Raw genomic sequence first — 474 nt, forward strand, 5'->3', positions numbered from 1 at the left:
CGGGGGCGGCGTTCCTGGTGACCCGTGAGGGGCTGGCCGGGCGGGTGGACACGCCGCACGCACCGGTCCTGGTGGACGCCGACGCGGCCGTGATCGCGTCCCTGCCCCGGACACCGCCGGCGGTGGTCCTCGACCCGGCCGACGGGGTGTGTGTGATGTTCACGTCGGGGTCGACGGGTCGGCCCAAGGGGGTGCTGGCTCCGCACCGTGCGGTGGTGGGCACGTTCCTGGGGCAGGACTTCGCCGACTTCGGTCCGGATCAGGTGTGGTTGCAGTGCGCTCCGGTGTCCTGGGACGGGTTCGTGCTGGAGTTCTGGGGTGCGCTGGTGTCGGGTGCGGCGTGTGTGTTGCAGCCGGAGCGCTCTCCCGAGCCGGGGCGGATCGCGGCGTTGGCTGCGGCGGAGGGTGTGACCACGCTGTGGTTGTCGGCGGGGCTGTTCAATCTGCTGTTGGATGAGTATCCGGAGACGTTCG

1 protein-coding gene is annotated in these 474 nt (G+C 71.3%); it reads left to right on the forward strand.

Going from position 1 to position 474, the window contains the following annotated elements; genetic code table 11:
- The coding region (locus tag ACFHWE_RS23690; RefSeq protein WP_416604092.1) for an AMP-binding protein at positions 1–474 on the forward strand (474 nt) is incomplete at both ends.

The sequence above is a fragment of the Nocardiopsis sp. LOL_012 genome (assembly GCF_048060475.1).
GTDB lineage: Bacteria > Actinomycetota > Actinomycetes > Streptosporangiales > Streptosporangiaceae > Nocardiopsis.